This window comes from Sphingomonas sp. ABOLH (genome assembly GCF_003951715.1).
Lineage (GTDB): Bacteria > Pseudomonadota > Alphaproteobacteria > Sphingomonadales > Sphingomonadaceae > Sphingomonas > Sphingomonas hankookensis_A.
This window is the reverse complement of the sequence record NZ_QQWV01000013.1, coordinates 1-23347: the sequence shown is the minus strand read 5'-3', so window position 1 is coordinate 23347 and position 23347 is coordinate 1. Positions and strand designations below refer to the sequence as shown.

Genomic DNA, 23347 nt, shown 5'->3' with positions numbered 1-23347 from the left:
CCGCCCTTAGGGCAGGATCGCACCGGCGTGCGCCTGCCCTGAGGGAGTATCACACCCTTTCCGGCAGATACTGGCGCGCAATCACCGCGCGCCCAAGACAGGCTGAGACGTCATGTTGCGCGATCCTTCGACCAAATACCGCCCCTTTCCGACCGTGAACCTGCCCGACCGCCAATGGCCGTCGCGCACGATCACCGCCGCCCCGCGCTGGCTGTCGACCGACCTGCGCGACGGCAATCAGGCGCTGATCGACCCGATGGGCGCGGAGAAGAAGAACCGCTTCTTCGATCTGCTGGTAAAGGTCGGGTTGAAGGAGATCGAGGTCGGGTTCCCATCGGCCGGTGCCACCGAGTTCGACTTCATCTCGGGCCTCGTCCAGCAGGATCGCATCCCCGACGACGTCTGGGTGCAGGTCCTGACGCAATCGCGCCGCGACCTGATCGAGCGCAGCTTCGAAAGCCTCGACGGCGCGAAACAGGCGATCGTCCACCTCTACAACGCGGTCAGCCCGGCGTGGCGGCGGATCGTGTTCGGCATGGAACGCTCAGAAGTCCGCGAGATCGCGGTGAACGGTGCGAAGGTGCTGCGCGACGAAGCGTCCAAGCGTCCTAACACCGACTGGCGCTTCGAATATAGCCCGGAAACCTTCTCGACCGCCGAACTGGATTTCTCGGTCGAGGTTTGCGCGGCGGTCATGGACGTGCTGCAGCCGACCCCGGACAAACCACTTATCCTGAACCTGCCCGCCACCGTCGAGGCGGCGACGCCCAACGTCTATGCCGACCAGATCGAATGGTTCTGCCGCAACGTGCCGAACCGCGACAGCGTCGTCATCTCGCTCCACACCCACAACGACCGCGGCACCGGCGTTGCGGCGGCGGAACTCGGGTTGATGGCGGGCGCCGACCGGGTCGAGGGCTGCCTGCTCGGCAACGGCGAACGCACCGGCAATTGCGACCTCGTGACCGTCGCGCTGAACCTCTACACCCAGGGCGTCGATCCGCAGCTCGACCTCTCGGACATCGACGAGGTCGTGAACACGGTGAATTACTGCACCCAGCTGCCGGTCCATCCGCGCACGCCCTATGCCGGTGATCTGGTGTTCACCGCATTCTCGGGCAGCCACCAGGACGCGATCAAGAAGGGCATGGCGGCGCAGGCGGTGCGCAACGACGGGCTGTGGGAAGTCCCCTATCTGCCGATCGACCCCGCCGATCTCGGCCGCAGCTATGAAGCGGTCATCCGCGTCAATTCGCAGTCGGGCAAGGGCGGCGTGGCGTGGGTGCTGGAACAGGACAAGGGCCTGAAACTGCCCAAGCGGTTGCAGGCGGATTTCAGCCGCCATGTGCAGGCGATGGCCGACCGGCTGGGCCGCGAGCTCAACGCCGCCGACATCTGGTCCGCGTTCCACGACGCCTATCTGCCGCAGGGTAAGGATCGCTATGCGCTGATCGACTATGCCGAAACCCATGCGCCCGGGGGTGGCCCGCCGCGTACCTTCGTCGGTCGTGTCCGGCTGGATGGTGAGGAACGTTCGATCTCGGGCAAGGGCAACGGGCTGTTGTCGGGCCTGCTCGCCGCGCTGCGCGAGGAGGGCGGCATCGACATGGATGTGGTCGATTACAGCGAGCACGCTATCGGCCATGGCGCCGATGCGCAGGCGGCGGCCTATCTCGAATGCAGCCTGTCTGATGGACGGCGGTTATTCGGGGTCGGCATCGATGGCGACGTCGCCACCGCCACCGTCCGCGCCGCTTTGAGTGCCGCCAACGCGACAATGCGGGACTGAGTCTCCGTCCATCGTCGTATCCCCGCGCAGGCGGGGATCCAGGGTCACAAACACGACCTTCTGCGACCTTGGCTCTGGATCCCCGCCTGCGCGGGGATACGGTTACTTGGTCGAGCGCGACGTGGTAGTGGTCAGTAACCCCGGCGAGTACTTGTCGGTGGTCGCCCGACATGAGGTTCGCGACACCAGTAAAACCCCACACCGTCACCCCGGACTTGATCCGGGGTCCCGCTTTCTTATCAACCGCCGAAGAAGAAGAGGGACCCCGGATCAAGTCCGGGGTGACGATGCGGTCTGGATCGGCCCAGCGCTATCACAAGCTCAAAACGCGAACCGCGCCCGTCCCAGAATCCGGTCGCCGCTATGCGGTCGATCGCCGATCGACGTCACCCCGCGATCGTCGTTCAGGTCGGTCCCGACATAATCGAGCGCCAGCGTCAGCGGACCGGTCGTGTGCTCCACGCCCAGCCGCCAATCGACATAGGTCCCGCCCGGCCGCAACCGGTCAGCGCGCAGCGCATCATCGACCGCACCGGATGACCGTCCGATCCCGCCGACCAACGTGAACGGCGTCATCGGAATGCCCGCCACCGCCTGTGCTGACAGATACAGGTTGCTGCCCCCGATCGCACGCTGCGGCGGGGCGTAGAGCGCGCCGGCAGTCAGTTCGACCGGCCCCAGCGTGTAGCGCGCGTCGCCGCCGAACTCGGCATAATCCATACCCTGCTCCGCGCCGGCAAAGACGTGGCCGATCGCCCGCCCGCGCAATTGGAACGGCCCGACATCGGTGACGATCGCCGCACCCAGATCGGCGACCGCATCGGCGCCATCATGCCGCACCGACCCGCGCAGCGCCGACACGCGGGCATCGAGTTCGATCATGCCCAAAGTCAGCGCGGCATCGCCCGAAATCGACGCCTTGCCCTCGCTCCAGCTCAAGCCGCGACGCCGTTCGTCGGTCGTCGCCTCGACGCCGACCGACGGCAGCGATTGCGCCTGCGCCGCTGCCGTCACCAGCAGCGACGCGACGCCCCATCCGATCCGTCCGATCATCCGGCCTGCATCGTCCCGTGCATCCGGTCGATCTCGGCATGGAGCACCGGATGGTCTTCCTGTGCCAGCTGGACCAGTCGCGCCTGCAACGCATCGTTGCGGCTCGCGACTTCCTGCGCGATCGCCGTCTTCTGTGCGCTGCACCAGCCCGGCCGGCTGCCTTCGATCACCTTGTCATGGGTGAACGATCGCGCCAGCGTCGATCCCGACTCATGGCGCGCCTGCCGCTCGACGACCAGCCCCGCGCGCCACAGGCAGCGCAGAGTCGACGGACGACCGCCGACCCCGACCGTGCCGATCTGCTGATGGGTCACCTGCACATCGGCGGTATAGTCGGAATGTACCGCACCGGTGCGGTGATCGATCCGTGCGCTGTGCGCAATGTCACCATTCGGTGCCGCCATCGCCGCTCCCAGCAACAGCCCGACCAACCCGAACGTCATGTCCTATCTCCTTGTCCTGCTGCGGATGGCCTCGGCCTATGGTGGCCGATGACCGTTTCGGACTTTCGTCCGATACGTACATAACCGATGACACGGCAAGCGCGTTCCGGTTTTCGTGCCGGCAACGCTTTGTTACGAAACGAAAACGCCGTCCGAAGGCACTCCTTCGGACGGCGTATCGCTGAACAGGCGGCGCCGGGTCCGGCGCCAACCGGTCACTTCATGTGCGCGCTGAGGAGCTTGTTCATTTCGAACATCGAGCACGACTTCTTGCCGAACAGCTTTTCCAGCGTTTCGTCCGCCAGGATCTCGCGCTTGTCCTTCGGATTCTGCAGGTCGTGCTTCTTGATGTATTCCCACATCTTGCTGACGACTTCGCTGCGGGGCAGCGGGTCGGAACCGGTGATCTTCGCCAGATCGGCCGACGGCGTCACCGGCTTCGCGATTCCGCCCCGGGCGCCGCCGGTCGTCGTGGTTTCCTTGGCCATAATATTCCTCCTAATCCCCCTGCAAACCGCGCCTCGCGGGCGCGGCAGGTCGATGGTTATGCAAGGTTCCGAACCGCTTGTCGCGGGGGAATTGCGACAAACCGTACCGTCAACCGCACGAAATTTCCTCCGCGACCGTCATTTTCCGTCCCGACCGGCTCAGAAGCCGAACCGGGCGCGCACCCCGTAGAAGCGCGGCATGGCGGGATAGACGCCATAGGTGCCGGTCTGTTCGGGGATCGCGAAGCCGGAAATGTTGAAATACTGGTTGGTGATATTCTCCACGAAGAATTCCAGCTGCTTGCTGCGATCGTCGGTCGCAACGCCGATCTTGCCGTTCAGCAGCGGATAGCCGTCATTGCCGACCGTCGTCGCACCGGTGCCGTCGCGGACGATCGACACGTCGCTGTTGTAGCGCATGTCGACATGGAACAGCGCGTTGAGGTTGTCGGTCAGGCGCGGGGTCCACGTCGCCGCGACCGTCACGACGTTGCGCGGCTGGTTCAGGAACTGGCGGCCATTCTGGTTCTGGAGCGGCGTGCCGGCGAAATTGTTGTCGGCATCATAGGACGCATCGAGCAGCGTATAGCCCAGGCGGAAGCTCAACTCGCGGATCGGCTGGATCAGCGATTCCAGCTCGACGCCCTTCGCCGTCGACTTGGGCACGTTCTGCACGACGAAGCTGTTGCCCGCGAAAATCAGCGACTGCAGCCCCTTGAACTTCTGGTAGAAGAACGCCGCGTTGAACGAGAATTGCCGCGTCACGCTGGTCTTCAGGCCCAGTTCGTAGCTGTCGACCGTTTCCGCGCCGAACTCCAGATCGGTCGCCTGTGCGCCGTCACCGCCCAGGACGCGAGTGTTGAAGCTCGCCTGGTCGAGATTGTAGCCGCCCGACTTGAAGCCGCGATCATAGCTGGCATAGCCCAGCACGTCGGGCGTGAACTTGTAGGCGAGCTTGGCGGTGCCGGTCAGGCGGCTTTCCGACCGGTCATGGCTGTAATTGCCGTTGAACTCGCTCGACACCGCCGGATTGCAGCTGAGCAGAAACAGGTTCTGGAACAGCGCCGGGCTCGCCTGACGGATCAGGTTGCGATAGGTCACCGCTCGCGGATCGTTGCCGAGGAAGAAGCCGCACGCCGCCGGATTGCTGTTGATCGACGCGGCCAGCTCCTTGCGCTCGTAATTGTAGCGCAGGCCCAGCGTCAGCGAGAGCTTGTCGTTGACGTTGATGATGTTGTGCGTGAACAGCGCGAAGGCGTTGGTATCGACCTGGAAATCGTCGTTATTGTTGCCTTGTCCCGCGACGTTCGGGGTCAGCGGCGTGTTCAGATAGTTGAACAGTGCCGATCCCGGAGGCGCCGCCTGCTGCAACGCCGCGCTCTGGGCATAGAGCAGTTGCCCGAACAGCGGCACGGTCCCGGTCGGCAGGGCCGCCCCGCCACGCAGCGACGTCACCAGCTGGGTAAAGGTCGGCACGTTGAAGCTGCCGTAGAACTGCGCCTGCCGCCCGATACCGCCGGCCGACGGCGGCGCGCCGAGCACACCCGCCAGCAGCGTGTCGACATAGCGGTTGGCATCGTTGCCCAGCCGCACCGTGTCGCGCAGGTTCAGCTTTTCGTTCAGGTAAAAGCCGCCGACGAGGAAATCGAGCTTCCCGTCGAATAGCTGCCCCTGTAACCGCAGTTCCTGCGTGATATCGCGCAGCGACGACTTGTACCCATCGCGATAGGCGCGATCGATGCCCGAATAATCGATGTCCTGGTTCCGTAGCACGCGGAAGTCGCGATAGGCGCTGATCGAGGTGAGCTTCAACTCACCGATATCGGCGTTGATCTCACCCGACACGCCCCAGTCGCGCACCGCTTCCTTATAGTCGCGGTTGGGCGAGGCGGCCATCTTCCGCTCGGACGGGGCGCCGGTGTAGATGCCGGTGCGACCCTGCTGCGCGGCGATCGCCTGGATCGCGGCGGCCGTCGGCCCCCGCGTGCCGCTGACCACGCCGCAGCATTGCTCGTCGGTCTTGTAGTAATCGCCGATCAGGCGGAAGCTGAACGCCGAGGTGTCGTACAGCGCCTGACCGCGGACATACCAGCGGTTGATGTCGTTGAACGCGCGGTCCAAATTGACGTCCTCGATATAGCCGTCGCGCTTGCGATAGCCGCCGTCGACGCGCAGCGCGAGCTGTTCGCTGACCGGCCCGGTCAGCGCGCCCTTCAGCTCATAGGCGTTGAAATTGCCATACTCGCCCTCGACATAGCCGCCCAGGTCGAACTTCGGCATGGCGGTCGTCACCGACAGCGCGCCGGCCGAGGTGTTCCGGCCGAACAGCGTTCCCTGCGGCCCGCGCAGCACCTCGACTCGTTCGACTTCGGGCAGCTCGGCGATGGCGATGCCGGCGCGCGACCGGAACACGCCGTCGATGAACACGCCGACCGCCGGTTCGAAGCCGGGATTGTCGCCTGCCGTGCCGACGCCGCGAATCGACAGCGAGGTCGCGGTCGCCGACGACTGGCCGGTCGTCGTCTGAAGCGAGGGAGCGAGCTGTTCGAGGCCGCGGATATCGCGCACGCCGGCATCGTCGAGCAGCTGCGCATTGACCGCGGTGACCGCGATCGGCACGTCCTGGATCGGTTCGGCGCGGCGGTTGGCGGTCACGATGATCTCGTTCCCCCAATCGTCATCGGCCTGTGCCGTAGCGTCACCGGGCGCAGCCGGCGCGGTCGGCGTCTCGACCGGCGCGGTCGGCGTCGTCTGCGCCAGCGCGGGCGCGGCGCCCGCGACCAGGGACAGGGCTGTCGCGGTCAGCAGATGGAACTTCTTCATGGCATCCCCTCTTCCTCAGCTGCCGATATCGTCCGGCTATGCATGTTGCATTTGGTGACGAAGCATCTAAGCCGCGTCAACGGGCAACCTGCATCCGACCTACGCTTTCATCGGCGAACGGGTATGGAAGCCACAGTACGGCGCCGCAGGGGATCGCCCCGGTCGGCTGCAAAAAGTCGAAGATCGGGAATGGAACAGAACCATGTGTGACGCGAACGACGATGCCGATGGCGGCGAACTGGTCGGCCCCGCGCCCAAAATTCCCGTTCCCGATCATGTCGCTGACGCGATCCGCACCCTGATCCGCTGGACCGGCGACGATCCCGATCGCGAAGGATTGCTCGACACGCCGCTGCGCGTCGCGCGCGCGTGGAAGGAATATACGCAGGGCTATGCGGAGGACCCCGCACACCATCTCGAACGCGTGTTCGAGGAAGTGGGCGGCTATGACGAGATCGTGCTGCTGCGCGACATTCCGTTCCAGTCGCACTGCGAACATCATATGGCGCCGATCGTCGGCAAGGCGCACATCGCCTATCTGCCCAAGGACCATGTCGTCGGCATTTCGAAGCTTGCCCGCGTACTCCACGGCTATGCCCGGCGGTTGCAGGTGCAGGAACGGCTGACGGCGGAAGTCGCCGACTGCATCTGGAACGGCCTGCGCCCGCGCGGTGTCGCGGTGGTGATCGAGGCGACGCATGGCTGCATGACCTCGCGCGGGGTGCGCACGCCGGGTGTCACCATGACGACCAGCCGGATGATGGGCGTGTTCCGCGACGACGAACGCAGCCGCAAGGAAGTGCTGGCGCTGATCGGGCGCGGCTGACGGAACGCCCGCGCCGCGCGGGACGTTGCAACGCGATGATCCGCCCCCTCGCCTTCCTGCTTGGCCTAGCGTCGCTTGCCGCCTGCTCGGCCGACCCGCCCGCCGCTGCCAATGCGGCCGATGGCGTGCTTCCGGTCGGATCGGTAGGAGGCGTCGATCCGGCGACGAACGCCCAGTTCGCGGCGGCGCCGCCTCCGGCACGGGGGCTGCCCGATACGCCGGCGCCCCACGCAGCACCGGAATTGCAGCCGATGGTCTATGCCGACTTCGCCGAAAAGGAGTTGCTCGGCTCTGGCTGTTCGTTCCGCACCGTGCCGCGCGGCCCGGTCCTGCTGTTCGTCCGCGACCAGGGCGACGGACTGGTCAGGTTCGACAAACGCCTGCGTCGGATCACCGCCGCAACGCCGGGCCGCGAGGCGGTCGAGGACGGCGGCATCCTTGCCGGCGACCAAGTGTCGTTCACGGTCGAACGCCCCGCCGACCGGGCTGATCCGGCGGCGGATTCGACCCGGCAATGGCCCGCGACGCTGACCATGCGGACCGCCGATGGCGGCGAACGCGTCTATCGCGGCGGGCGCTGGGAATGCGGCAGCTGATCGACCCGATTGCGTCGCGGCCGAGGGCATTCTACAGCGACCGCCTGGCCTCGTAGCTCAGCTGGACAGAGCGCCGCTTTCCTAAAGCGGGCGTCGGGGGTTCGAGTCCCTCCGAGGCCACCAGATTTACCGTTGCCACCGTCCCTCGGGGAATCCGTTCCGTTCGAGCAGCTTCGAGCCTGTCGAAGCAAACGCGTGGCGGGCGGATACAAGCTAAACCGCCCGCGCCAACGACGTGATCCGCCCGCCAATAAGTCCGTTCGGTTCGAGCAGCTTCGAGCTTGTCGAGAAGCGTCCGTCGAGAACTTCATGTCTGGGGCACCCCCTTCTCGACTACGGTTCTCGACAGGCTCGAACCTTCGCTCGAAGCAAACGGATGGACTTTCGGGGCGACGGTTTGGCGGAAAATGGCCTAATTTGCCCGCTCGGGCGGAACCACCGGCAGCGGCAGCGGCGCGATCGGCACGCCTTCCTCCGCCAGCGCCTTCGCCTCTTCCCGCGTCGCCTGGCCATGGATCGGTGCCGGATCGGCGTCGCCGACATGCATCGCCCGCGCCCGGTCGGCAAAGGCGGTGCCGACCCATTCGCTTCCCGCCAGAACCTCGCGCTGCGCCTTCGCCAGTGCCGCCAGCGCGGCTTTCATCGCTTCGGGCGGCGGCCCCGCCGGCCGGTCGCCCTTGGGCGCGATGTTCGGCGCCATCACCGCTTTCTCGATTCGGGCGTCGTCGCACATCGGGCAATGGATCAGCCCGCGTTCGCGCTGCCCGGCATAGGCGTCGCTCGACGCGAACCACGCCTCGAACACATGCGCGTTGCCGCACCGCAGGTCGAAAACGATCACTTGGCGATCTCGACCGGCGGGATCGCCCGGCGATGGTCGAGCACCGGCACCCGCGCCCGCACCGCTGTCACCTGCTCCGGATCGACGTCGACATAACCGATCCCGGCCGCCTGGCCCATGTCGAGCAGCACCTTGCCCCACGGGTCGATGACCAGCGAATGGCCATAGGTCGCGCGGCCGTCCTGATGGAGGCCGGTCTGCGCCGCGGCGACCACGAACGCCCCCGCCTCGATCGCTCGCGCACGCAGCAGCACATGCCAATGCGCCTGTCCGGTCGGTACGGTGAACGCGGCGGGCACCGACAGGATCGTCGCCCCGACATCGCTCATCGCCCGGAACAGGTCGGGAAAGCGCATGTCGTAGCAGATCGACAGTCCCATCGCCCCTGCCGGCGTCGCGACCACACAGGCGCGCTCGCCCGGCGCATAACTCGCCGACTCGCGCCAGCTTTCGCCGCTGGGCAACGTCACGTCGAACAGATGCAGCTTGTCATAGGTCGCGCGTATCGCGCCGCTGCCGTCGATCACATAGGCGCGATTGGCCAGCCGACCATCCTCGCGCCGGATCGCGAGCGACCCCAGATGCACCCATAGGCCGGTCCGCGCCGCCGCATCGCAGACCGCGTGCAACACCCGGTCCTCACCTTCGGTGGCGATCGACCCCGCTGCCCGTTCGCGGTCGCGGTCGATCAGCCCGGACATTTCGGGCGTGAACAGCATCACCGCCCCCTCGCCCGCCGCCTGTTCGATCGCATCGACCAGCACCGCCGCATTGGCATCGGGATCGATGCCGGCGGTCATCTGCAGCAGGGCGAGCTTCGTCACGCCAGCAGCGCGTCCAGCTTGCCTTCCCGCTCCAGCGCGGCAAGGTCGTCCGATCCGCCGACATGGGTGTCGCCGATGAAGATCTGCGGCACGGTCGTCCGGCCGTTCGACTTTGCCAGCATTTCCTGCCGCTTGGCCCCGCCCATGGTAATATCGATCTCGTCATAGGCGGCGCCCTTCTCATCGAGCAGCCGCTTGGCGCGCGTGCAATAGGGGCAGAACGCCTTGGTATAGATGATGATGCTTGCCATGCGTCCCAGTTGTGGTCGCACCGCCGCCTTGTCAATCATCCGCTCCGACGACCCGTGCCCAGCACAGCGCCGTGACGCGCGCCGCGCCGGCCCGCCGCAGCGCCAGCGCACAGGCATCGATCGTCGCTCCGCTGGTATGGACATCGTCGATCAGCACGATTCGCTTTCCCGCCACGACCGCCGGATCGGCCACGACGAAGGCACCGCGCACCATTTTCGCCCGCGCCCGCCCGTTCATGCCCCGCAGCGGCGGCGTGGCGCGGGTCCGCCGCAGCGTATCGCGCAGTACTGGTACGCCGCGCATCCCCGCCAGCGCGGTCGCGATCAGCACCGACTGGTTATAGCCGCGCGTCCACAGCCGCCGCCGGTGCAGCGGCACCGGGATCAGGCAATCGGCATCGTCGGGCAGGTGCCGGCACATCAGCCGCGCCATCGTCGTCGCCAATGCCAGCCGCCCGCCATATTTCAGCTTCAGCGCAACGTCGCGCGCCACCGGGCCATAGGCGACCGCCGCCCGCACTCCGTCATGCACCGGCGGTTGGCTCAGGCATGGCGCACAGCGCATTCCCGGCCCCTGGTCGATCGGCAGCGGCGTCCCGCAAGCCGCGCACGCCGGATCGCCCAGGAACCGCAGCCCCGACCAGCAGCCTGCACAGAAACGATGGTCCGCCTCCACCACCACCCCGCACCCCGGACAACGCGGCGGCAGTGCCAGGGCGACCAGTTGCGCGATCGCAGCGACGGGTATGGTGGCAAGGCGCATCGCTTGCCCTTGTCGCCGCGCCCGCCGCCCGGCACAAGGCGCCGCGTGAGTGCCCCCGATCTTTTCGCCCGCCCGCGCCGCCGCCTCCACCGCGACCGCGCCCAGCCCGGTTTCGCCCGCGCCGACTTCCTCCACCGCTATATGCTGGAGGGGGTCGAGGACCGGTTGCAGGCGGTGACGCGCAGCTTTTCGGACGTGCTCGACCTGGGATGCGCCGACGCCGCCTTCACCCCGCCGCCCGGCGCGCGCGTGGTGCGGTTCGATCCCGGTTTCGCCTTCGCCCGTGCGGCGGGCGGCGTGCAGGGTGATGAGGATCGCCTGCCCTTCGCCGATGGCGCGTTCGACCTCGTGGTCTCGGTCGGCGTGCTCGACAGCGTCAACGACCTGCCCGGCGCGCTGACGCTGATCCGCCGCAGCCTGCGCCCCGACGGCCTGTTCCTCGCCGCCTTTACCGGGGGCCACAGCCTCGCCACCCTGCGCCAGTCACTGCTGGCCGCAGAGGCGGATCGCCCGGCGGCCCGGGTCCATCCGCAAATCGACCTGCGATCGGCCGGCGACCTGCTGGTCCGCGCCGGCTTCGCGCTGCCGGTCGCCGATTCGGAGACGCTGACCGTACGCTATTCGGGACTGGGCAAGCTGGTCGACGACCTGCGCGGCATGGGGGCGACCGGGCTGCTGGAGCCGGCCCCGCTCGGCCGGGCGGGCCTCATGGGCGCCGCATCCGCCTTTGCCGAGCGTGCCGATGCCGATGGCCGTACGGCGGAACAATTCGAGGTCATCTACCTGACCGGTTGGGCACCCGCCCCCAGCCAGCCGCAACCCGCCCGTCGCGGCAGCGCCACTGCCTCGCTCGCCGACACGCTCCGCCCGCCGGAACCGCGCTAGACCAACGCCTCCAGCAGGCCGATCAGCGGACGGTCGGCCGGCGGCATCGGCAGCGCGTGCAGCTGCACCGGGCGCAGCCATTGCAGCGCGGTCGCATGGCGCGCGACCGGCCTGCCGTTCCATTTGCGCAGCGCATAGAGCAGCAGCAACAAATGCCGCTCGCCCAGCGCTTCGCTGGCAAAGGCGGCGGGGGCGAGGCACTGGTGATCGACGACGATCCCCAGTTCCTCGTCCAGTTCGCGGACCAGTGCCGCCTCCGGCGTCTCGCCCGGTTCGACCTTGCCGCCGGGAAATTCCCACAGCCCCGCCATCGCCGTGCCCGGCGGACGCTGCTGCACCAGCACGCGCCCGTCGGCGTCGATCATCGCGGCGGCGGTTACCAGTAATATCGGGGCCGGGTTGGACGACACTTTCTTAACCTCGTCGGGCTTAGGGATGGGGGCGACGTTCAACAGGAGTCATCCGTCATGCGTTCAACTCTGCGCTCGTTGCGCAGCCTGTGGCGGGACCGGCGCGGTGCGACCGCCGTGGAATATGGCATGATCCTCGCGCTGATCGTAATCGGCCTTATCGCCGTCGTCGCCCAATTGGGAAAGACGACCAGCGCCATGTGGAACGGCGTGGCACACAACGTTACCGAAACCGGACCGCGCGGTTAACCATCATAGTGATTCCGCAAGGATTCCTTTAAACTTTTGTCAACCGCGCTCCCGTTACTCTGCTCCTGTCGAACGGAACCTGGTTTCGAACGACCGGGAATTGAAGCACGCAGAACCATGGAGCAGATTATGCAGAAGATCCGTACCTTCCTGAAGAACAGCAAGGGCGCGACCGCCATCGAATACGGCCTGATCGCAGCGCTGATCGCCGTCGCCGCCATCGCCGCGATGCAGGGCCTCGGCAACCAGCTGAAGCTGACCTTCGGCAACGTCACGTCGAACATGAAGGCGTCGTAAGACACTTCACAATCGCGAAGAGGGCGGCGGGACGGGGGTCCCGCCGCCCTTTTTGTTTGCCCGCGTAACTGGCGACAAACGCCGTTACAGCCGCCCCATCGCCAGGAACTTCTGCCGCCGCGACTGCCTGAGCGCGACCGCCGGCTGCGCGGCCAGTTCGCTCAGCTCGCCATCGATCGCATCGCCCAGCGCCGCGATCGCTGCGGCAGGATCGCGATGCGCCGCACCTAGCGGTTCGGCCACGATCCGGTCGATCACGCCCAGCGTCTTCAAGTCCTGCGCCGTCACCCGCATCGCCTCGGCCGCTTCAGGTGCCTTGTCGGCAGTGCGCCACAGGATCGACGCACAGCCTTCGGGCGAAATCACCGAATAGACCGCGTGCTCCATCATCAGCACGCGATTGCCCGCCGCCAGCGCGATCGCGCCGCCCGATCCACCCTCGCCCAAAATCGCCGATACCATCGGTACGCCCAGGTTCAGCGCCGCTTCGGTCGAGCGCGCGATCGCTTCGGCCTGCCCGCGCTCCTCGGCCTGGATGCCGGGAAACGCGCCCGACGTATCGACCAGCGTGACGACCGGCAGACCGAACCGGTCGGCCAGCTGCATCAGGCGGATCGCCTTGCGATAGCCCTCGGGCTTGCCCATGCCGAAATTGTGGCGCAGCCGGGTCGCGGTGTCGTCGCCCTTTTCATGGCCGATCACCATCACCTTACGGCCCCGAAACCGGCCGATCCCGCCCAGGATCGCCTGATCGTCGGCAAAGGCGCGGTCGCCGCCCAGCGGCATGAAATCCTCGACCAGCGCCGCCACATAATGCTTGAAATGCGGGCGTTCGGGATGCCGCGCGACCTGCGTCTTCTGCCACGGGGTCAGCTTCGCATAGGTTTCGCGCAGCAGCCGGTCGGACTTGGTCTGCAACCGCCCGATCTCGGTCGCGATGTCCAGCTCGCCATCGGCGGCGGTATCGCGCAGTTCGTCGATGCGCGCCTGCAGCTCGGCGATGGGTTTTTCGAAATCAAGGAAGGTAGCCATGGTTCCGCGCCCTATGGCCGTGTCCGCCCGGCGTCAATCAGCGGGTGGAGTTCGCCGACCAGCTGCACCAGCCGCGAAGCATCGACATGGGTGTAGATTTCGGTCGTGGCAATATCGGCATGGCCCAGCATCGCCTGTAGCGCGCGCAGGTCCGCCCCGCCCTCCAGCAAATGGGTGGCAAAGGCATGGCGCAGCACGTGGGGGCTGATCCGGTCGGGGGCGATCCCTGCCTCCCCGGCCAGCGCGCGGACGATCTGGTAGAGCCGCATCCGCGACAGATGCCCCTTGCCCGACGGGAACAGCCACGGGCTGTCCGCCGGGACATGCGCCCGCCACCGCGCCACGGCGGCACGCGCCCGGTCCGACAGCGGCACCATCCGCTCGCGCCCGCCCTTGCCCTTCAGGATCATGTACGGCCGGTCGGGCGCAATGATCCCGCGCGGCAGGGACACCAGCTCGGTCGCGCGCAAGCCCGATCCATAGAGCAGCTCGAACAGGGCCGAGAGGCGCAGGTCGTTACGGTCGGGCGGCACCCGCGCGATCCGCGCGTCGATCGCGGCGAACATCGCATCGATGTCGCGGCTCGACAGCGTCTTGGGCAATCCGCGCGACGTGCCCGGCCGGGGCAAGGCCGCCCCCGGATCGTCCGCCCGCAGCCCCTCCTCCGCCAGAAACGCGAAGAACCGCCGGAGCGCCGCCGATTTCCGCGCGACCGTCGCCTTGGCAAGGCTCGCCCAGCCATCGGCCAGCCGCCCGATCGCTTGCGTATCCGCCCCCGACAGCCGCCCGCCCAACACCTCGGACGCCAGCGACAGGTCGGTGCGATAGGCGGACAGCGTGTTGCGCGCCGCTCCCGCCTCCGCCGCCATCATCTCCAGAAAGCGGTCGATCAGCACCCGGTCGCTGCCGGGCGCCATCACGACCGCGCGATCGCTTCCGCCGCGATCATCCGCGCCTCGCCCTCGCGCCCCGCCGCACGCAGTGCCGCGACGATATGGAACAGCGCCTCGGCCGGCACCCCGCGCCAGTCGCGGGTCTGCATGCCGGTCGCGGCGAGGAGCAGCACCGTGCCGCCCTCGCCATTCACGCCCGCCCGGTCGATCGCATCGGTCCACGCGTTGCGCGCCCCGACCGCGACGTTCAGGTCGCGCGCCATCGCCGCCACCTGGTCGCGCGGCAGGCGCCCCAGCCCGGCCAGCGCCGCGAACAGCAACTGCCCCTTGCGGGCATTCTGCCCCGCATAGTCCGACACCGTACCCGGCGCGACCGACCGGCCCATCGGATCGGCGACCGTCAGCATCGCCCAGCCGTCGCTGCCGACGGGAACGATCCCGCGCCACCGCAGCGCTGGCAGATCCAGTCCGGCGGTCAGCATCGACGCAATCAGCTGATCGGCATCGCCCGCATGATCCGCGACCGGCGCGATCATGGCCGCCGCCCGCGCGGTCAGCACCCGGCGCGCATAGCCCAGCTCGGTGGTGATTGCCGGTTCCCAGAACTGCCGCAGCATCGCCAGCCGCCCCGCATCGTTCCCGGTAAAGGCGGTGCGAAGGTCGGTGGCGAGCGCGGTCTGCGTGCTCGTCGCATCCTCGTCGCTCGACAGCTGGGCATAGAGGTCGACCAGCGCCTCGCTGGACAACACGCCCTGCGCAGCGGCCAGATCGGCATCCGCCAGCCGGACGTTCGGCGCGAATTGCGGCGCGGTGGCATGCCAGTAGCGGACCTGCGGCCCGACCCCGCCGAACAGCCCGGCGGGCACCGGCGTCGCGCTGGCGGCGGCCATGCCGTATCGCCATGCGGTCAGACGGTCGATGCCATCCCATTCGATCGTCGCGGCGCGGCGGCCCTGCGCGCCCTTGCCGACCAGCTTTTCCGCCAGCGCCACGTCGATCGCGCCGCCACCGGGCGCCTGCCGCCTTGCCTGATCGACGATCCGCCCGGCCTCGCGCGCTTCGCCCTTCAGGCCGAGGCAGATGGCATTGGCCAGTCGCCAGCCGCGTTCGTTCGACACCTGCATCGCCGGTGCGGTGAGCGGACACAGCCCGCCCGGATCGCCGGTCGCCAGCATCGCCTGCATCGCGATCTGGAACAGCTTGGGGGTATAGTTGTCGATATCGACCGACTGCACCAGCGCGCGGGCCGGTGCCGCCTCGCCCATCCGCACCAGCAGCCATGCCCGCTCGGCGGCGAAGTCCGCGCCATCGACGCCCGCCGGGGTGGCGGTGTCGGACACCAGCGCGCGACGCAGCCCGATCGAGACCCAGCGCGAGACGACCGGCGCATCGAGCGAGCGCATGATCCGTTGCAGCCACGGCCCGTCGCCGGTGCCGAAGGCCTTGCCGTCGAACGCCCCGCCCCGTCCGGCGATGCCGATGCTGGCGGTCGAACGGCGCGCATAATCCGGCAGTTCATATTGCCGAAGCGCCTCTGGGCTGATCGGGCTCGGCGTCGCGGACGCGCTGGGCTGCGGCGTCGGGGTCCCCCCCGGGACGCCGGGCACGCCCGGCAAGGGCTGCACGATCGGCGCGGCCGGCGCGAAGTTCGGCGCGCCGGGCGCGGTCGGGCGCGGGCTGGCGCGCGGGGTCGGCGTGGGTGCAGGGGCCGGCGCATCGCCGAAGCCGGGCGGCAACAGCGATTCGGGCACGTCCTGTCCGATCGCCGGCACCGCGACCGCGATCAGCGCGGCAGCGGCGATCCCGACGCGCAACCGGTCAGTTGGCGAGGTTTTCAAGCGAGACCGCCTTTTCGATCTGGGTCGGCTGCTGCTCGGTCGAACGTCCCGCCAGAACGAACATGCCCGCGACCAGCGCGACGAGGACGACGAGAAGAATGACAAGCGAACGCGACATGGATCAAATCGTCCCGAATATTTTGGCCAGGAAAAAGACGGCGACGCGCCTTTTGCCCGATCGGCGGGGCGGCTGTATAGCCCCTCCCGCAATGCTGCAAATTCAAGACTCCCTGCCCCACCCCGCCCCTCGCTGGACCGGCCGCCCGATCGTGCTGGTCGGGTTGATGGGCGTGGGCAAATCCACCGTCGGCCGCCGCCTGGCGCAGCGGATGAAGCTCGATTTCGTCGATGCCGACAACGAAATCGAACATGCCGCCGGCATGACCATCGCCGAAATCTTCGAACGCTTCGGCGAGGATCATTTCCGCGACGGCGAACGGCGGGTCATCGCCCGGCTGATCGATGGCTCGCCCAAGGTGATCGCGACCGGCGGCGGCGCGTTCATGCAGCCCGAAACCCGCGAACTGATCCTGGGACAGGCGCTGGCGATCTGGCTCGACGCCTCGCCCGCCGTGCTTGCCGAACGGGTCCGCCGCCGCGACACCCGCCCGTTGCTGCGCGGCAAGGACCCGCAAAAGGTACTGACCGAACTCGCCCGCGTCCGGAACCCCGTCTACGCCCTTGCGCCGATCCATATCGTCAGCCAGCACGCGCCGCACGACGCCACCGTCTCCGCCATCCTGAAAGCCATCGGCCAATGACCGTCATCACCGTTCCCTTGAGCGACCGCAGCTACGACATCGTGATCGAGGACGGCGTGCTGGCGCGGGCCGGGGACTATCTGGGGCCGATCGCGCGCGGAAGGCGGATGGTGATCGTCGCCGATGCGCAGGTGCCGATGCACCTCGCCACGCTGCGCACGTCGCTGACAGCCTCCGGCATCGCCAGCGAAGCGATCGAGATTCCGGCGGGCGAAGGCTCGAAGAGCTGGGCGACCTTGGAACTGCTGCTCGATTCGCTGCTGGCGCTGGGTGTCGAGCGCGGCGACCATATCGTCGCGCTGGGCGGCGGCGTGATCGGTGATCTGGTCGGGTTCGCCGCATCGATCCTGAAACGCGGCTGCGGCTTCGTACAGGTGCCGACGACCCTGCTGGCACAGGTCGATTCGTCGGTCGGCGGCAAGACCGGGATCAACACCCGCGCCGGAAAGAACCTGGTCGGCGCGTTCCATCAGCCCGCACTGGTGCTGATCGACCCGACCACGCTCGACACGCTGCCGCCCCGCGAAGTCCGCGCCGGCTATGCCGAGGTCGTGAAATACGGCCTGATCGACGATCCCGACTTCTTCGCGTGGTGCGAATCGAACGGCACCGTGCTGCTGCTCGGCGATCCGCTGGCCCGCGCCCATGCCATCGCCCGTTCCGTGTCGGCCAAGGCAAGGATCGTCGGCGCCGACGAGCGCGAGACGACCGGCACCCGAGCGCTGCTCAACCTCGGCCACACCTTCGGCCATGCGCTGGAGGCCGAAGCCGGCTTCGACGGATCGCTGCTGCATGGTGAGGGGGTCGCCGCCGGCATGGCGCTCGCCTTCGCCTTCTCCGCCGAACAGGGCCTGTGCCGCGCCGAGGATGCGGATCGGGTCGCGCGGCATCTGCGCGACGCCGGCCTGCCCGACGGGATTGCCGCCGCCGGTATCACTGCCTCTGGCGAAACGCTGGTCGGCCACATGCTGCACGACAAGAAGCGGGAGGGCGGCACGCTGCCGTTCCTGCTCGCGCGCGGCATCGGTCAGACCTATCTCGACCGCTCGGTCGACCTGCAACAGGTCGCCACCTTCCTCGACCGCTGCCCCCGCTGATGCCGCAGGGTGTCGCCAAGCGCGACCTTCCCACCAAAGTCTGTCCGGTGTGCGAACGCCCGTTCGCATGGCGCAAGAAATGGGCGCGCGACTGGGACAATGTCGTCTATTGTTCCGACCGCTGCCGCCGGACGGGCAAGGCGAATTAACGAAATTACAGTTAATTACCGGCTATCCCGTCTGATCGACCGCGTTCGGGATCAACGGCATGAACCATCAGCGACAGGCGCGCCTCGCCGGCGGTAACCCGGCGCTCGCATGGCTTGGCGATCCCGTCGTGCCGGTTCCCGACGCGGCGCGGCCCTCCGTCTATGCCGCCGTGCTGGCCACGCCGTCGGTCGTCGTCATGGCCGCGCTGGCCAGCCTGATGGTCAGCGTCACTGCTGCACTGCGCACCGGGCAGTCGATCTTCTGGATATTGGTGCTGTGCGAAATCGTCGTGCTCGGCGTGCGGCTGCGCACCATCTTTCGCGCCCGCCGCGCCGATAGCGCGGGACACGTGCCTGCGATCGATCCGGCGATCCGCTGGTCGATCGCCTGGGCGGCGTTGCAGGGGGTAATGGCGTTCACCATCGCCCTGACCGACGACAAACCGTTGCTGATCGTCACCATGGCCTTCATCCTCGGCCTGACCGCACCGATCTGCGCGCGCAACTATGCCATGCCGCGCCTCGCCACCCTGATGGTGATGCTGTGCGATCTGCCGTTCAAGCTCGGCCTCGCGATGTCCGGCGATCCATTGCTGTGGCTGCTGCTGCCGATGACCATTCCGTTCTTCATCGGCGTGCGGGCGCTGCTGGGCAGTTTCGGGCGGATGCTTTCGCTGTCGCTGCAGGTCGCGGAACAGCATCGCCACCTCGCCGGCCACGACCCGCTAACCGGCCTCGTCAACCGCCAGCGCCTCGACGATATCCTGCGCGGCATGATGAATGCGCCGCAGGGCTCGCTGGCGCTCCACTGTATCGACCTCGACCGGTTCAAGCCGGTCAACGATCGCTACGGCCACGCCGCGGGCGACCGCGTTCTGGTCGAGGTCGCCGAACGCCTGCGCCAGGCCGCTCCGGACGAGGCGCTGATCGCACGGCTGGGCGGTGACGAGTTCCTGGTCGCGGTCACCGGCCTGACCGTCGCCGACGCCGGGCGACTGGCCGAACGGCTCCACCACGCCCTGTCCGCGCGCAGCTATGCGATGGACGACACCGCACGCGCCAATGTCGGGGCGAGCCTCGGCTATGCCTGCTTTCCCGAAGACGCCGACACCCTCGACCAGTTGCGCCAGCGCGCCGATGCCGCGCTCTACGCCGCGAAGCGTTCGGGCCGGCTGCGGCGCTACGGCCCCGACGTCGGCCGGGTGAGCGACGCGGCCTGATCCGTTACGGAATGGCGCGTTCCTGCGCCTGCTGGTCGCGGCGCCACGCGAACCATTGGCGCAGCATCGCCTGGGTACAGCCGGTCTGCCCGCCGGTCCCGACCACCGAACAGCTGTTCGGCCGCCCGATCCGCGCCTCCTCCATCGCGCTGTCCGCCCGCATCGCCCAGCTGGCACCCGCCGACGACTTGTCCGGCGGGTTCCGGAACCGCTTGGGGATGCGATAGCGCTCATTCTCGCCCAGCCGCGCGCACACCACGATCTCGTCGTCGCTGCTCGGCTTGGGACAGGCTTCGTCGCCATAGACGGTGGCATTGCGCACGCGCTGCGGCGGGTCGGCGGGGGCATCCTGCGCCAGCACGGGCGCCGCGAACGCCAATGCCAGTCCCGCCAAAACCCAACGCGCCATACCCGTATCTCCTGCAAGCCACCCACTAAGCGGACCGCCCCGATGACCAGCACCTGAACGCATGAGCTTTTGTGGCCGTTGCACCGCGCCCGCAGGACGCTATGGCGGTGCCATGATCCTCGTCATCGACAATTACGACAGCTTCACCTGGAACCTGGTCCATTACCTGATGGAACTGGGTGTCGAGGTCCGCGTCGAACGCAACGACAACCTGAGCGCGGCGGAGGCGCTGGCCAGCAACGCGCAGGGCTTCCTGATCTCGCCCGGCCCCTGCACCCCGACCGAAGCAGGGGTTTCGCTCGACCTCGTCGCCGCCTGTGCCGATGCGCAGCGCCCGCTGCTCGGCGTGTGCCTAGGCCACCAGGCGATCGGCCAGCATTTCGGCGGGAAAGTCGTGCGCGGCGGGCTGATGCACGGCAAGACCTCGCCGATCGACCATGACGGCACCGGAGTCTTTGCCGGCCTGCCCACGCCCTTCACCGCGACCCGCTATCACTCGCTGATCGTCACCGACATTCCCGATACGCTGGCGGTCAACGCCACCGCGTCGGACGGCAGCGTCATGGGCTTCCGCCACCGCGCCCTGCCGATCCACGGCGTGCAGTTCCACCCGGAAAGCATCGCCACCGAACATGGCCACGCCATGCTCGCCAATTTCCTGAACGACGCCGGCATCGCCGCGACGGTGCCGGCATGACCGTCACCACGCTGCTCCCCGACCCCTCGACGCCGCTCAGCCACGAGAGCGCGGCCGAAGCCTTCGCCGCGATCCTCGACGGCACGGTATCCGACGACGCCATCGCCACCTTCCTGACCGACCTCGCCATCCGCGGCGAAACCAGCATCGAGATTGCCGAGGCCGCCCGCGCGCTGCGCCACCGCATGATCCCGATAAACGGCCCGGCGGGTGCGATCGACGTCTGCGGCACCGGCGGCGACGGCCACCACACCCTCAACGTCTCCACCGCCGTCAGCCTCGTCGTCGCAGCCAGCGGCGTACCGGTCGCCAAGCACGGCAACCGCGCCGCCTCCAGCAAGGCCGGTGCCGCCGACACCCTCGAAGCGCTCGGGCTCGACATGGGGGCGGCGGGTGCGTTGGCGGAGTCGACGCTGAACGACATCGGCATCGCCTTCCTCTTCGCCGCCAACCATCATCCGGCGATGAAGCGCATCACCCCCATCCGCCAGCGGATCGGGCGGCGCACCATCTTTAACCTCATGGGCCCACTCGCCAATCCGGCGCGCACCACCCGCCAGCTGATCGGCATCGCCCGCCCCGATTACGCGACCGTCTATGCCGAGGCGATGGAGCTATTGGGCGCCGAAACCGCGCTGATCGTGTCGGGCGAGGAGGGCTTGGACGAAATCTCCGGCGCCGGTCCGACCATCGTCGTGCCGGTCGGCATGGCCATGGCCGACCGCATCGTGCCCGAGGATGCCGGCCTCACCCGCCATCCGATCAGCGCGATCCGCGGCGGCGACGCGGTCCATAACGCCGCAGCCCTGCGCGCCCTGCTGCGCGGTGAAAAAGGCCCGTATCGCGACGCCGTCCTACTCAACGCGGCCGCCGCGCTGCTGATCGCCGACACCGCCACCGACCTGCGCGACGGCGCCGAACGCGCCGCCGAGGTCATCGATTCGGGCGCGGCCGACCGCCTGCTCGACCAATGGATCGCCTACGCATGACGATGCTCGACACAATCCTCGCCACCAAGCGCGCCGAGGTCGCCGACCGCAGTGCCCGCGCCAGCATCGCCGCCCTCGACGCCCGCGCGACCGAGCAAACGGCGCCACGCGGCTTTCGCGCCGCCCTCGACGCCAAGCCCGGCCACGCGCTGATCGCCGAGATCAAGAAGGCCAGCCCGTCCAAAGGCCTGATCCGCCCCGATTTCGATCCCCCGGCCCATGCCCGCGCCTATCAGGCCGGCGGTGCCGCCTGCCTCTCCGTCCTGACCGATGTCGAGTATTTCCAGGGGGCCGACGACTATCTGGTCGCCGCCCGGCAGGCATGCGACCTGCCGGTCCTGCGCAAGGACTTCAACGTCGACCCCTGGCAGGTCGCCGAGGCCCGTTCGCTGGGTGCCGACGCGATCCTGATCATCGTCGCTGCGCTCTCCAACGCCCAGATGGCGGAGATCGAGGCGGCAGCGATCGAACGCGGTATGGACGTGCTGGTCGAGGTCCACGACCGCGCCGAACTCGACCGCGCGCTGAACCTGAAGTCGCGACTGATTGGCGTAAACAACCGCAATCTGAAGGACTTCACGGTCAGTTTTGAGCGAACCTATGAACTGGTCGGCCACGCGCCCGCCGGCTGCACCTTCGTCGCCGAAAGCGGCCTCACGTCGCGTGCCGATCTCGACGCGATGGCGCAGCACGGCGTCCGCTGCTTCCTGATCGGTGAGGCGCTGATGCGGCACGCCGATGTCGAGGCTGCGACGCGGGCGATGATCGCTTGAGCCTCACCCATCTCGACGCCGATGGCAGCGCCCGCATGGTCGATGTCGGTGACAAGACCCCGACCCGCCGCGTCGCCGTCGCCACCGGCCGCATTGCCATGTCGCCGGACGCCCTCTCCGCGATCCGCGACGGGCTGGTAAAGAAGGGCGACGTCCTCGCCGTCGCCCGCGTCGCCGGCATCATGGCCGCCAAGCGCACCAGCGACCTGATCCCGCTGTGCCACCCCCTGCCACTGACCAAGGCCTCGGTCGACTTCGCGTTCGAGGAAGACGCGATCCGCGTCACCGCCACCGCCGCCACCGACGGCAAGACCGGCGTGGAAATGGAAGCATTGACAGCTACTTCTACCGCACTCCTCACCATCTATGACATGGCCAAGGCGATCGACAAGGCGATGGTGATCGACGGCGTGTGCCTGTTGGAAAAGCAGGGCGGCAAGTCGGGAGACTGGGTAAGAGGCTGAGCACCCCCATTATCGTCATCCCCGCGAAGGCGGGGATCCATAGACGCAACGCCGCTGATAATCCTCACTGCCAGCGCCTATGGATTCCCGCCTTCGCGCGAATGACGACGAGAAAATCGATCGACCGCGGCTCACATTCTATCGACCATCGAGCAGACCACGGCGAACGCACAACCAACCCCACCCCCAACGTCACCCCGGGCTTGACCCGGGGTCCCGCTTCTTACTTCTATCGAGAGAGAAAGCGGAACCCCGGATCAAGTCCGAGGTGACGAAGAGTGACTGCCACCCGCCCTGTAAGCCATAAGGCCAAGCGCATGACCCTCCTCCCCGTCGCCGAAGCCCAGACCCGCGTCCTCGCGCTCGCCCACCCGCTCCCCGCCAACGGCCCGCGCCAGGACTATCTGCGCGCCACGCTGATCGACGGACAGGTGTCGACCGCCGCCATTCAGGACAGCTCGATGCTGCGCACGCTTGCCCGTTCCGA

The 23347-nt window shown here is 67.8% G+C and carries 28 protein-coding genes, 1 tRNA gene and 1 pseudogene; 16 read left to right on the top strand and 14 right to left on the bottom strand.

Annotated elements, in window-relative coordinates:
• Window positions 1–112: 112 nt before the first annotated feature.
• The gene (gene leuA / locus CA237_RS08485) at window positions 113–1789 is read left to right on the top strand and encodes a 2-isopropylmalate synthase (protein WP_066689818.1); all 1677 of its coding nucleotides are present in this window, start codon (window positions 113–115) and stop codon (window positions 1787–1789) included.
• 321 nt (window positions 1790–2110) lie between these two features.
• Here the strand turns inward: leuA and CA237_RS08480 are convergent, their stop codons facing one another.
• From CA237_RS08480 to CA237_RS08465, 4 genes are all read right to left on the bottom strand, one after another.
• Entirely contained in the window at window positions 2111–2842 is a 732-nt protein-coding gene (locus CA237_RS08480) for a TorF family putative porin (RefSeq protein WP_066689817.1), read from the bottom strand.
• Window positions 2839–3285, bottom strand: a complete 447-nt coding sequence (locus tag CA237_RS08475; RefSeq protein WP_066689816.1) for a hypothetical protein — start codon at window positions 3283–3285, stop codon at window positions 2839–2841. Before CA237_RS08475 ends, CA237_RS08480 begins: the two co-directional genes overlap by 4 nt.
• 215 nt (window positions 3286–3500) lie before the next feature.
• Complete coding sequence (locus CA237_RS08470) at window positions 3501–3773, bottom strand: SWIB/MDM2 domain-containing protein (RefSeq protein ID WP_055761337.1); 273 nt, start codon at window positions 3771–3773, stop codon at window positions 3501–3503.
• Between the two features lie 159 nt (window positions 3774–3932).
• Window positions 3933–6596: a TonB-dependent receptor gene (locus tag CA237_RS08465; protein ID WP_126013697.1), complete on the bottom strand. Its 2664-nt coding sequence runs from the start codon at window positions 6594–6596 to the stop codon at window positions 3933–3935.
• A 202-nt stretch (window positions 6597–6798) separates the two neighbouring features.
• Here CA237_RS08465 and folE point away from each other — a divergent pair, with 202 nt between their 5' ends.
• From folE to CA237_RS08450, 3 genes are all read left to right on the top strand, one after another.
• Window positions 6799–7422, top strand: a complete 624-nt coding sequence (folE, locus tag CA237_RS08460) for a GTP cyclohydrolase I FolE (protein WP_066689813.1) — start codon at window positions 6799–6801, stop codon at window positions 7420–7422.
• Window positions 7423–7457: 35 nt separating this feature from the next.
• On the top strand, window positions 7458–8018 hold the full coding sequence (locus CA237_RS08455; protein ID WP_066689812.1) for a hypothetical protein: 561 nt from the start codon (window positions 7458–7460) through the stop codon (window positions 8016–8018).
• Between the two features lie 46 nt (window positions 8019–8064).
• Window positions 8065–8141 (top strand) — tRNA-Arg (locus tag CA237_RS08450).
• A gap of 289 nt (window positions 8142–8430) precedes the next feature.
• On the opposite strand, the gene CA237_RS08445 is transcribed toward CA237_RS08450, so the two are convergent.
• Genes CA237_RS08445 through CA237_RS08430 form a run of 4 tightly spaced genes read right to left on the bottom strand, consistent with a single transcriptional unit; the run spans window position 8431 to window position 10697 of the window.
• Window positions 8431–8859, bottom strand: coding sequence for a DUF1178 family protein (locus CA237_RS08445; protein WP_066689811.1), 429 nt, complete (start codon window positions 8857–8859; stop codon window positions 8431–8433).
• The gene (locus CA237_RS08440) at window positions 8856–9683 is read right to left on the bottom strand and encodes a carbon-nitrogen hydrolase family protein (RefSeq protein ID WP_084401495.1); all 828 of its coding nucleotides are present in this window, start codon (window positions 9681–9683) and stop codon (window positions 8856–8858) included. The genes CA237_RS08445 and CA237_RS08440 overlap by 4 nt, the downstream gene beginning before the upstream one ends.
• Window positions 9680–9934: a glutaredoxin 3 gene (grxC, locus tag CA237_RS08435; RefSeq protein WP_066689810.1), complete on the bottom strand. Its 255-nt coding sequence runs from the start codon at window positions 9932–9934 to the stop codon at window positions 9680–9682. The genes CA237_RS08440 and grxC overlap by 4 nt, the downstream gene beginning before the upstream one ends.
• Window positions 9935–9965: 31 nt before the next feature.
• Window positions 9966–10697 carry a ComF family protein gene (locus CA237_RS08430; RefSeq protein WP_066689809.1) on the bottom strand — a complete coding sequence of 244 codons (732 nt, stop codon included), beginning with the start codon at window positions 10695–10697 and terminating at the stop codon, window positions 9966–9968.
• Between the two features lie 45 nt (window positions 10698–10742).
• Between CA237_RS08430 and CA237_RS08425 the strand changes: the two genes are divergently transcribed.
• On the top strand, window positions 10743–11582 hold the full coding sequence (locus CA237_RS08425) for a class I SAM-dependent methyltransferase (protein ID WP_232307935.1): 840 nt from the start codon (window positions 10743–10745) through the stop codon (window positions 11580–11582).
• Here CA237_RS08425 and CA237_RS08420 read toward each other — a convergent pair.
• Window positions 11579–11947, bottom strand: coding sequence for a (deoxy)nucleoside triphosphate pyrophosphohydrolase (locus CA237_RS08420; protein ID WP_066689808.1), 369 nt, complete (start codon window positions 11945–11947; stop codon window positions 11579–11581). The two genes, CA237_RS08425 and CA237_RS08420, sit on opposite strands and share 4 nt — an antisense overlap.
• A gap of 102 nt (window positions 11948–12049) precedes the next feature.
• Here CA237_RS08420 and CA237_RS08415 point away from each other — a divergent pair, with 102 nt between their 5' ends.
• Complete coding sequence (locus CA237_RS08415; protein ID WP_066689807.1) at window positions 12050–12241, top strand: Flp family type IVb pilin; 192 nt, start codon at window positions 12050–12052, stop codon at window positions 12239–12241.
• A 129-nt stretch (window positions 12242–12370) separates the two neighbouring features.
• Window positions 12371–12538 (top strand): Flp family type IVb pilin, encoded by a 168-nt coding sequence (locus CA237_RS08410; protein WP_055793027.1) that lies wholly within the window; start codon window positions 12371–12373, stop codon window positions 12536–12538.
• A gap of 84 nt (window positions 12539–12622) precedes the next feature.
• Here CA237_RS08410 and CA237_RS08405 read toward each other — a convergent pair whose 3' ends face one another.
• From CA237_RS08405 to CA237_RS19635, 4 genes are read right to left on the bottom strand one after another with little or no spacing between them, the layout of a single operon-like run.
• On the bottom strand, window positions 12623–13570 hold the full coding sequence (locus CA237_RS08405; RefSeq protein ID WP_066689806.1) for an acetyl-CoA carboxylase carboxyltransferase subunit alpha: 948 nt from the start codon (window positions 13568–13570) through the stop codon (window positions 12623–12625).
• Window positions 13571–13581: 11 nt separating this feature from the next.
• Entirely contained in the window at window positions 13582–14487 is a 906-nt protein-coding gene (locus tag CA237_RS08400; protein WP_066689805.1) for a tyrosine-type recombinase/integrase, read from the bottom strand.
• Window positions 14487–16301, bottom strand: coding sequence for a hypothetical protein (locus tag CA237_RS08395; protein ID WP_066689804.1), 1815 nt, complete (start codon window positions 16299–16301; stop codon window positions 14487–14489). Before CA237_RS08395 ends, CA237_RS08400 begins: the two co-directional genes overlap by 1 nt.
• The gene (locus tag CA237_RS19635) at window positions 16282–16419 is read right to left on the bottom strand and encodes a hypothetical protein (RefSeq protein WP_164523848.1); all 138 of its coding nucleotides are present in this window, start codon (window positions 16417–16419) and stop codon (window positions 16282–16284) included. The genes CA237_RS08395 and CA237_RS19635 overlap by 20 nt, the downstream gene beginning before the upstream one ends.
• 91 nt (window positions 16420–16510) lie before the next feature.
• Here CA237_RS19635 and CA237_RS08390 point away from each other — a divergent pair, with 91 nt between their 5' ends.
• The 4 genes from CA237_RS08390 to CA237_RS08375 are packed head-to-tail and all read left to right on the top strand — an operon-like array spanning window position 16511 to window position 19528.
• Window positions 16511–17062, top strand: a complete 552-nt coding sequence (locus CA237_RS08390; protein WP_066689803.1) for a shikimate kinase — start codon at window positions 16511–16513, stop codon at window positions 17060–17062.
• Entirely contained in the window at window positions 17059–18159 is a 1101-nt protein-coding gene (gene aroB / locus CA237_RS08385; protein ID WP_066689802.1) for a 3-dehydroquinate synthase, read from the top strand. The genes CA237_RS08390 and aroB overlap by 4 nt, the downstream gene beginning before the upstream one ends.
• On the top strand, window positions 18159–18308 hold the full coding sequence (locus CA237_RS08380; protein WP_084401491.1) for a DUF2256 domain-containing protein: 150 nt from the start codon (window positions 18159–18161) through the stop codon (window positions 18306–18308). The genes aroB and CA237_RS08380 overlap by 1 nt, the downstream gene beginning before the upstream one ends.
• A 59-nt stretch (window positions 18309–18367) precedes the next feature.
• Window positions 18368–19528: a GGDEF domain-containing protein gene (locus CA237_RS08375; RefSeq protein WP_066689801.1), complete on the top strand. Its 1161-nt coding sequence runs from the start codon at window positions 18368–18370 to the stop codon at window positions 19526–19528.
• A gap of 4 nt (window positions 19529–19532) precedes the next feature.
• Here the strand turns inward: CA237_RS08375 and CA237_RS08370 are convergent, their stop codons facing one another.
• Window positions 19533–19937, bottom strand: coding sequence for a hypothetical protein (locus CA237_RS08370; RefSeq protein ID WP_066689800.1), 405 nt, complete (start codon window positions 19935–19937; stop codon window positions 19533–19535).
• A gap of 112 nt (window positions 19938–20049) precedes the next feature.
• Here CA237_RS08370 and CA237_RS08365 point away from each other — a divergent pair, with 112 nt between their 5' ends.
• From CA237_RS08365 to CA237_RS08345, 5 genes and pseudogenes are all read left to right on the top strand, one after another.
• On the top strand, window positions 20050–20634 hold the full coding sequence (locus tag CA237_RS08365) for an aminodeoxychorismate/anthranilate synthase component II (protein WP_066689799.1): 585 nt from the start codon (window positions 20050–20052) through the stop codon (window positions 20632–20634).
• The gene (trpD, locus tag CA237_RS08360; RefSeq protein WP_066689798.1) at window positions 20631–21623 is read left to right on the top strand and encodes an anthranilate phosphoribosyltransferase; all 993 of its coding nucleotides are present in this window, start codon (window positions 20631–20633) and stop codon (window positions 21621–21623) included. Before CA237_RS08365 ends, trpD begins: the two co-directional genes overlap by 4 nt.
• Complete coding sequence (trpC, locus tag CA237_RS08355; protein ID WP_066689797.1) at window positions 21620–22396, top strand: indole-3-glycerol phosphate synthase TrpC; 777 nt, start codon at window positions 21620–21622, stop codon at window positions 22394–22396. The genes trpD and trpC overlap by 4 nt, the downstream gene beginning before the upstream one ends.
• Window positions 22393–22860 (top strand): cyclic pyranopterin monophosphate synthase MoaC, encoded by a 468-nt coding sequence (moaC, locus tag CA237_RS08350; RefSeq protein WP_269746904.1) that lies wholly within the window; start codon window positions 22393–22395, stop codon window positions 22858–22860. The genes trpC and moaC overlap by 4 nt, the downstream gene beginning before the upstream one ends.
• 317 nt (window positions 22861–23177) lie before the next feature.
• Window positions 23178–23347: pseudogene (locus tag CA237_RS08345) on the top strand (hypothetical protein); the annotation flags it as partial.

Excerpts from the sequence above, each read along its gene's own strand:
- CA237_RS19635 (WP_164523848.1), bottom strand. The coding sequence starts at position 16,419 with ATGTCGCGTTCGCTTGTCATTCTTCTCGTCGTCCTCGTCGCGCTGGTC.
- trpC (WP_066689797.1), top strand. The coding sequence starts at position 21,620 with ATGACGATGCTCGACACAATCCTCGCCACCAAGCGCGCCGAGGTCGCC.
- CA237_RS08380 (WP_084401491.1), top strand. The coding sequence starts at position 18,159 with ATGCCGCAGGGTGTCGCCAAGCGCGACCTTCCCACCAAAGTCTGTCCG.
- CA237_RS08430 (WP_066689809.1), bottom strand. The coding sequence starts at position 10,697 with ATGCGCCTTGCCACCATACCCGTCGCTGCGATCGCGCAACTGGTCGCC.
- CA237_RS08470 (WP_055761337.1), bottom strand. The coding sequence starts at position 3,773 with ATGGCCAAGGAAACCACGACGACCGGCGGCGCCCGGGGCGGAATCGCG.
- CA237_RS08465 (WP_126013697.1), bottom strand. The coding sequence starts at position 6,596 with ATGAAGAAGTTCCATCTGCTGACCGCGACAGCCCTGTCCCTGGTCGCG.
- CA237_RS08370 (WP_066689800.1), bottom strand. The coding sequence starts at position 19,937 with ATGGCGCGTTGGGTTTTGGCGGGACTGGCATTGGCGTTCGCGGCGCCC.
- CA237_RS08400 (WP_066689805.1), bottom strand. The coding sequence starts at position 14,487 with ATGGCGCCCGGCAGCGACCGGGTGCTGATCGACCGCTTTCTGGAGATG.
- CA237_RS08410 (WP_055793027.1), top strand. The coding sequence starts at position 12,371 with ATGCAGAAGATCCGTACCTTCCTGAAGAACAGCAAGGGCGCGACCGCC.
- CA237_RS08475 (WP_066689816.1), bottom strand. The coding sequence starts at position 3,285 with ATGACGTTCGGGTTGGTCGGGCTGTTGCTGGGAGCGGCGATGGCGGCA.
- trpD (WP_066689798.1), top strand. The coding sequence starts at position 20,631 with ATGACCGTCACCACGCTGCTCCCCGACCCCTCGACGCCGCTCAGCCAC.
- leuA (WP_066689818.1), top strand. The coding sequence starts at position 113 with ATGTTGCGCGATCCTTCGACCAAATACCGCCCCTTTCCGACCGTGAAC.
- CA237_RS08375 (WP_066689801.1), top strand. The coding sequence starts at position 18,368 with ATGAACCATCAGCGACAGGCGCGCCTCGCCGGCGGTAACCCGGCGCTC.
- CA237_RS08480 (WP_066689817.1), bottom strand. The coding sequence starts at position 2,842 with ATGATCGGACGGATCGGATGGGGCGTCGCGTCGCTGCTGGTGACGGCA.
- CA237_RS08365 (WP_066689799.1), top strand. The coding sequence starts at position 20,050 with ATGATCCTCGTCATCGACAATTACGACAGCTTCACCTGGAACCTGGTC.
- grxC (WP_066689810.1), bottom strand. The coding sequence starts at position 9,934 with ATGGCAAGCATCATCATCTATACCAAGGCGTTCTGCCCCTATTGCACG.
- CA237_RS08415 (WP_066689807.1), top strand. The coding sequence starts at position 12,050 with ATGCGTTCAACTCTGCGCTCGTTGCGCAGCCTGTGGCGGGACCGGCGC.
- aroB (WP_066689802.1), top strand. The coding sequence starts at position 17,059 with ATGACCGTCATCACCGTTCCCTTGAGCGACCGCAGCTACGACATCGTG.
- CA237_RS08420 (WP_066689808.1), bottom strand. The coding sequence starts at position 11,947 with ATGATCGACGCCGACGGGCGCGTGCTGGTGCAGCAGCGTCCGCCGGGC.
- folE (WP_066689813.1), top strand. The coding sequence starts at position 6,799 with ATGTGTGACGCGAACGACGATGCCGATGGCGGCGAACTGGTCGGCCCC.
- CA237_RS08455 (WP_066689812.1), top strand. The coding sequence starts at position 7,458 with ATGATCCGCCCCCTCGCCTTCCTGCTTGGCCTAGCGTCGCTTGCCGCC.
- CA237_RS08390 (WP_066689803.1), top strand. The coding sequence starts at position 16,511 with ATGCTGCAAATTCAAGACTCCCTGCCCCACCCCGCCCCTCGCTGGACC.
- CA237_RS08405 (WP_066689806.1), bottom strand. The coding sequence starts at position 13,570 with ATGGCTACCTTCCTTGATTTCGAAAAACCCATCGCCGAGCTGCAGGCG.